Source organism: Mesorhizobium sp. M0293, from assembly GCF_040321735.1.
Classification (GTDB): domain Bacteria; phylum Pseudomonadota; class Alphaproteobacteria; order Rhizobiales; family Rhizobiaceae; genus Mesorhizobium.
The window spans coordinates 1-5902 of the sequence record NZ_JAMYSA010000197.1 but is presented as its reverse complement, the minus strand read 5'-3'; the positions used below and the strand labels follow the sequence as shown (position 1 = coordinate 5902).

Here is a 5902-nt window from a genome sequence, read left to right as displayed (position 1 = left end):
ACTCCGTCCAGATCGGCTCGGCCTCAGACGTGCCGACCTCCATGCCCAGCACCTCGCGTCGGCCGTCCGCATTGACCCCGACGGCGATGATGACGGCGACGCAGACGATGCGACCGCCACGGCGCACCTTCAGGTAGGTGGCGTCGATCCACAGGTATGGCCAGTCGCCTTCGATCGTCCGGTCGAGGAAGGCCTTTACCTTGCCGTCGATCTCCTCGCACAGCCGAGAGACCTGGCTCTTGGAGATGCCGCTCATGCCCATCGCCTTGACCAGGTCGTCGACCGAGCGTGTCGAGATGCCCTGGATATAGGCTTCCTGGATCACCGCGGTCAGCGCCTTCTCGGCCATGCGTCTCGGTTCGAGGAAGCCCGGGAAGTAGGAGCCCTTCCTCAGCTTCGGGATCCGCAGCTCGACCGTGCCGGCGCGAGTCTCCCAGTCCCGGTCGCGGTAGCCGTTGCGCTGGGCCGTCCGAAGTGGGCTCTTCTCGCCATAGGCAGCACCCGTCGCGGCGCCCACCTCCATCTCCATCAGACGCTCGGCGGCAAAGCCGATCATCTCACGCAACAGATCGGCGTCGGGTGTCTTCTCCACGAGCGCGCGCAGGTTCATCATGTCGTCGGTCATCGGTAGTCCTTCCGGTCAAAGGTTGGTGTCGCAACCAGACCCTACCGGAAAGCGCCGATGACCACCGCATAGCCGCTCGCTCGCTACAGCGCTACTAACGGCGCGCTCGCAAGCGGCTTCATAACCGCCGAGCTACACCACCTGATGGGACACGACCCATTTCTGATTCAATCGGCCGGTGATTTGCCGCGAGGAGACGGATACGGGGACAGGCCGGGTTCTGGGACATTGACGACCGCTTTGTGCGACTGAGCTAGGCCGGCGATCCACTGGAGAAGCTGAACGCGCTTGTGCCGTGGGAGGTTTTCCGCAGGCCGCGGGCAAGGGCCGGTCGTGGTTGAGCGAACAGATCGTGCCGGAAGACGAGCGCCTCGCGATTGATCGGCATCTGCGCGAGTTCGACCGATTGGGCGACGACCTCCATGTTATCGAGCGCGATCTTGCCCGCTCGACTCTTGAAGATGAAGGCGGCGATCGGCGCCGTGTCGCGCTTCGAGGAGCCGCAGAAGCTTGTGAGCTATCTTGGCCTGAATCCGAGTGTCCGGCAATCAGGGCCAGGGCCTCCCTACCACGGACGGATCACCAAGCAGGGCCGTGGTCATGCGCGCGGCATGCTCGTCGAGGCGGCCTGGGCGGCCGCTCGTGCTCCCGGACCGTTGCGAGCCTTCTTGCTGCGCGTGCGAGCCCGGCGCGACCAGCATGTCGCGGCCGTGGCAACCGCACGCAAACTCTCTGTCGTGATCAGGCATCTGTTGATGAAGGGCGAGAGTTACGCGTGGGCTCGACCCTCCCTGCATGCCAACCGTCTTCTGGTTGATCCCGTAGCGCTTGGCCAGCGTCCTCAGGGTCTCTTGACTATCCCTGTATCGCTCGACGGACCGCCTCTGTCGCTGTGGCGCTCCCATGCTGAACTTGGCCCATAGCGCATCCTTTGATTCGGAAGATAAGCGGGGCTCTCCATCGAATAATGGCGCCACTGAACCGTATTATTCGATATATGTCGCAGATTTGTTACGTGGAACCGATATGCCGCACTGCAACGAATGATGAAGTCCGCAGGTCGGTCCCATGAAAATTCTTGTTGTAAGCTTCGATGGGCTACGCCCCGATCTGATCAGTCCCGAGCTCACCCCCAACATAGTTCGGGTGCAAAGAAGCGGTACGACATTGTCCCGCCATCGAACGGTATATCCCAGCGAGACGCGGGTTGCGTTTCCGAGCCTGGTCACAGGGGCGATATCCGGCAAGCACGGTATGGTGGCTAACAAGTATGTCGATCGAAAAGCCGTGCCGCAACTCTATGTTGACACTGCCGATGCCCGCCTCATCGAGCGATTGAACCGCGAAAGCAATGGCGGTCTGATGACTGCGCCGACGCTGGGTGAGATCCTTCACAAGGCCGGAAAGAGCCTGGCGGTCCTTGCTACCAATACCCCTGGGACGACGCGGCTATTCAACCACCAGGCAGAAGCTTTCGGTCATCTCCGGTTTTCCGGACATTTCCGTGAAGCCTGTTCACCCAATGGCCTGCTTGACCAGGCAGAGGCCCATCTCGGTCCGTTGCCGCCCGCTCCACCGCAAGGCGGGCCGGATACCGATGGGCAAGTCTGGATCACGTCCGCTTTTCTCGATTTCGTCTGGCCGAAGCTGGAGCCGGACGTAACGATTATTTCCTATGGCGAGCCCGACACGACTTCGCATTTCCATGGAACCGGGGCAGCCGCCACCCGCGAAATCATTTCCTTTTGCGATGCACAGTTCGGTCGCGTGCTCGACTGGTGGGAAGCGGAGGGGGGGGCCGCCAGCGTTCAAATCATCATCGCTTCCGATCATGGCCATATCACAGCACATACCCGCGTCTCGGTCATCGAAGAATTAAAGGCTGATGGCTTCAGCCCGGGCCCGGCGCCAGACGCTGGCGTGGACCTCGTGGTCGTTCCCGGCCAGGTCGGCGCACTTTACCTGGCCGATCGTTCTGAAAACAATCTGGGTCGTGTCGTTGAGGCCCTGACCGAACGGCCCTGGTGCGGGCCGATCTTCACGGCCCCTCGAAACGCCGTCGAGGGCTTAGCCCGCGGTAGTTTCGCCAGCAGTCTGGTCTTTGCCGACCATGAGCGCGCGCCTGACGTCTATTTCTCGTTCCGGGCCGACGACATCGTCGACGAGTTCGGGCTGGTGGGGAGAACCTGGTACGACGATGCGCGGCGTCCGGGCCTTGGCGTGCATGGCGGACTGCATCCGAAAGAGCTTGCCGCGGTCGGCATCGTGGCAGGCGCGGCATTCCGGGATGCAGGGAAGAATTCAGACGTTCCATCTGGCATCTGCGACTTCGCGCCCACGGCTCTTCATCTCCTGGGAGTCCCGATCCCGATGTCAATGACGGGAAGGGTGCTGAGGGAAGTACTGCAAAACGCCGCTGACCTGCCTGCCATCAGATTGGAGCCGGAGGTCTTCGAAACTGGCCTCAAAGGTTACCGGCAGACCCTCCGGCGCATTTGTGTGGATCAGACAACTTACCTGGAAGGTGGCTCGGCTGCCTCCAGCGACATTGCGGAGGCTGCTGAGTAATGAGCGGAATATCCATCAACGCAATCAAAAAGACTTTCGGGCCGACACCCGTCTTAAGCGACATTTCGCTTGAGATCGCGGATGGCGAGTTTCTGACGCTGCTGGGTCCGTCGGGCTGCGGAAAGTCGACGCTTCTGCGCATCCTCGCAGGCCTCGAGGTGCAGAGCGGCGGTTCGATCGCGATAGGTGATCGCGTGGTCGACGGGGTGCGCCCGAAGCGGCGTGACGTGGCGATGGTGTTCCAGTCCTATGCGCTTTACCCGCATATGACGGTTGCTCAGAACATTGCGTTGCCTTTGCGTATGCGGCGTCTGTCCTCCTTGCAGCGGCTGCCTGTGGTCGGCCGGTTCATGCCGAGAACGACGGCGACACTTGCCGAGATCGAACGGGACGTCATGCGCACCACCAAGGCGTTGGGCATCGGGCACCTCCTTTCCCGCAAGCCCGGTCAGCTGTCAGGCGGCCAGCGCCAGCGTGTCGCCGTTGGCCGTGCCATGGTGCGCGAGCCGGCCGTTTTCCTGATGGACGAGCCGCTCTCCAATCTCGACGCCAAGCTCAGGGTGCAGATGCGGGCCGAGATCAAGGAATTGCATAATCGGCTCGGCGTCACCTTCGTCTATGTCACCCACGATCAGTCCGAGGCCATGACCATGTCGGACCGGGTGGCGGTCATGCTCGACGGCGAGTTGCTGCAGGTCGCCCCGCCGCGGGAGATCTATGCCGATCCCGACGACCGGCGCGTCGCCGAGTTCATCGGCTCGCCTAAGATCAACATGCTGGATGCAAGGCTGCGCGAAGGCGGGTTGGCCGACTGCGCCGGCACGAGCTTTTCCATTGCGGGCAATATCGGACCAGGTACAGCTCTGAGCCTTGGCATCCGCCCCGAAGCATTCCATCTCGTCGATGCCGGTGGCCCGAATGTTCTGACCGGCGCGGTCCGGCTGGTCGAGCACATGGGGTCTGACCTCTTCGTCCATCTCGACATCCCGGGAAGCGATCATCCGGTCGTTGCCCGACTTCTGGCCGAACGCGCGCCGCAGATCGTCTCGGGCCAGACCCTGCATCTCGGCGTCAAGCCGGAACGTCTGTCGCTGTTTGCCGCTGATGGTAAGCGCTTGCGCCCCGATGATCATTCGAGCGCGACCGTGCTGCGGATGAAGGAGCGCGCGCAATGAGCGTCGCCTCTTCCACCGTAACCAAACCTGCCGGCTCTTCGGCGGACCGTCACGGCACCCGCAAGGCGCTGCGCAATCACCGGCTTGCGGAAGCATTCAGCGCATGGTCGTTGGCTGGACCGGCGCTCGTCTTGCTCATCGTCCTGTTCTTCCTGCCAGTCTTTGCCGTCTTCGGCATTGCACTCACCGACTGGCAGTTCGGCGCCAGTTCGCTCTCCTTCGTCGGGCTCGGCAACTTCAAAGAGGTCTTCTCCGACGAGGGTTTTCGCGCTTCGCTCGTCAACACCGTCTTCTATGTCGCAATCGTCGTGCCCGGCACGATCATCCTCGGCCTTGTGATCGCGTTGCTGATCGAAAGCGGCAAGTCCTTTCGTGCCTTCTACCGCGCCATACACTTCCTGCCCTTCATGGCGACGCTGACCGCCATGGCGATCGCCTGGGAGGCGCTCTTGCATCCCACCATCGGCCTCGTCAACCAGACGCTCGCCGGCCTCGGATTGCCAACGGCCAACTGGCTGCGCGACGAGAACACGGTGCTGCCGGTCCTTGCGGTCATCGGCATCTGGCAGAACCTCGGCTATGCCATGGTGTTGTTCCTCGCCGGGCTCAAGTCGATACCACAGGGCCTCTATGACGCCGCCGACATTGACGGCGCTGACCTTTGGCTCGACCGGTTGCGCACCGTCACCCTGCCGATGCTCGGCCCGGTTTCCATGTTCGTCTTCATCGTCGTGGCGCTCCGGGCCTTCGAGACCTTCGACACCGTGCAGATCCTCACCCAGGGCGGACCGGGCCATGCCTCGGAGATGCTCATCTACACCCTCTACCGCGAAAGCTTCGAGTACCTGCGCACCGGCTATGGCGCTTCGGTTGCCGTCGTCTTTCTCTTTATCGTCGTCGCGCTAACGCTCATCCAGGCCCGCGTGCTGGACAAAAGGGTTCACTACCAATGAGCATTCGTCACCTTGCGCCGCCATCGGCCATTCTTCGCCATGCCGCTTTGCTGATCACCGGCGCCCTGATCCTCATTCCCTTCGTGTGGATGGTCTCGCTGTCGATCAAGCCGCGGGGCGAGATCTTCGGCGCCGCCTTCTCCTTCTGGCCTGCGCAGTTTTACGGCATCGAAAACTATACCCAGGCGCTGACCGAAGCACCGTTGCCGCAATACATGCTGAACGGTGTCTTCGTCTGTACCATGATCGTGGTTCTCCAAACCCTTGTCTGCGCTCCGGCGGCCTATGCGCTGGCCAAGCTCGACTTCCCCGGCAAGAACCTCCTGTTCGCCATGGTGCTGGTCGCGCTGATCCTGCCGCATGAGGTGCTGTCGCTGCCGCTGTTCATCCTCGGCTACCAGATCGGCGTCCTCAACACCTATGCGGCGCTGATCTTGCCGTACGTCGTCTCGCCCTTCGGCATTTTCCTGTTCCGGCAGTTCTTCAAGACCATCCCCGACGACGTCATTCACGCCGCCCGTCTCGACGGGCTGTCGGAACTTTCCATTGTCTGGAAGATCATGGTGCCGATGGCGCTGCCG

The 5902-nt window shown here is 62.1% G+C and carries 5 protein-coding genes and 2 pseudogenes; 5 read left to right on the top strand and 2 right to left on the bottom strand.

Features of this window, described 5'->3' with window-relative positions:
* Positions 1–625: IS256 family transposase (locus NKJ06_RS33950; protein ID WP_352812282.1), on the bottom strand; the 625-nt coding region annotated here is incomplete at its 3' end.
* 322 nt (positions 626–947) lie between these two features.
* On the opposite strand from NKJ06_RS33950, the pseudogene NKJ06_RS33945 reads away from it, so the two are divergent.
* Positions 948–1464: pseudogene (locus tag NKJ06_RS33945) on the top strand (transposase); the annotation flags it as partial.
* Here the strand turns inward: NKJ06_RS33945 and NKJ06_RS33940 are convergent.
* Positions 1426–1546, bottom strand: a pseudogene (locus NKJ06_RS33940) (IS481 family transposase); the annotation flags it as partial. The pseudogenes NKJ06_RS33945 and NKJ06_RS33940 sit on opposite strands and share 39 nt — an antisense overlap.
* A 147-nt stretch (positions 1547–1693) precedes the next feature.
* Here NKJ06_RS33940 and NKJ06_RS33935 point away from each other — a divergent pair.
* The 4 genes from NKJ06_RS33935 to NKJ06_RS33920 all read left to right on the top strand — a co-directional run.
* Positions 1694–3193: an alkaline phosphatase family protein gene (locus NKJ06_RS33935; protein ID WP_352812280.1), complete on the top strand. Its 1500-nt coding sequence runs from the start codon at positions 1694–1696 to the stop codon at positions 3191–3193.
* Entirely contained in the window at positions 3193–4368 is a 1176-nt protein-coding gene (locus NKJ06_RS33930; RefSeq protein WP_352812278.1) for an ABC transporter ATP-binding protein, read from the top strand. Before NKJ06_RS33935 ends, NKJ06_RS33930 begins: the two co-directional genes overlap by 1 nt.
* The gene (locus NKJ06_RS33925; protein WP_502905671.1) at positions 4365–5321 is read left to right on the top strand and encodes a carbohydrate ABC transporter permease; all 957 of its coding nucleotides are present in this window, start codon (positions 4365–4367) and stop codon (positions 5319–5321) included. The genes NKJ06_RS33930 and NKJ06_RS33925 overlap by 4 nt, the downstream gene beginning before the upstream one ends.
* Positions 5318–5902: carbohydrate ABC transporter permease (locus NKJ06_RS33920; RefSeq protein ID WP_352812275.1), on the top strand; the 585-nt coding region annotated here is incomplete at its 3' end. The genes NKJ06_RS33925 and NKJ06_RS33920, both read left to right, overlap by 4 nt.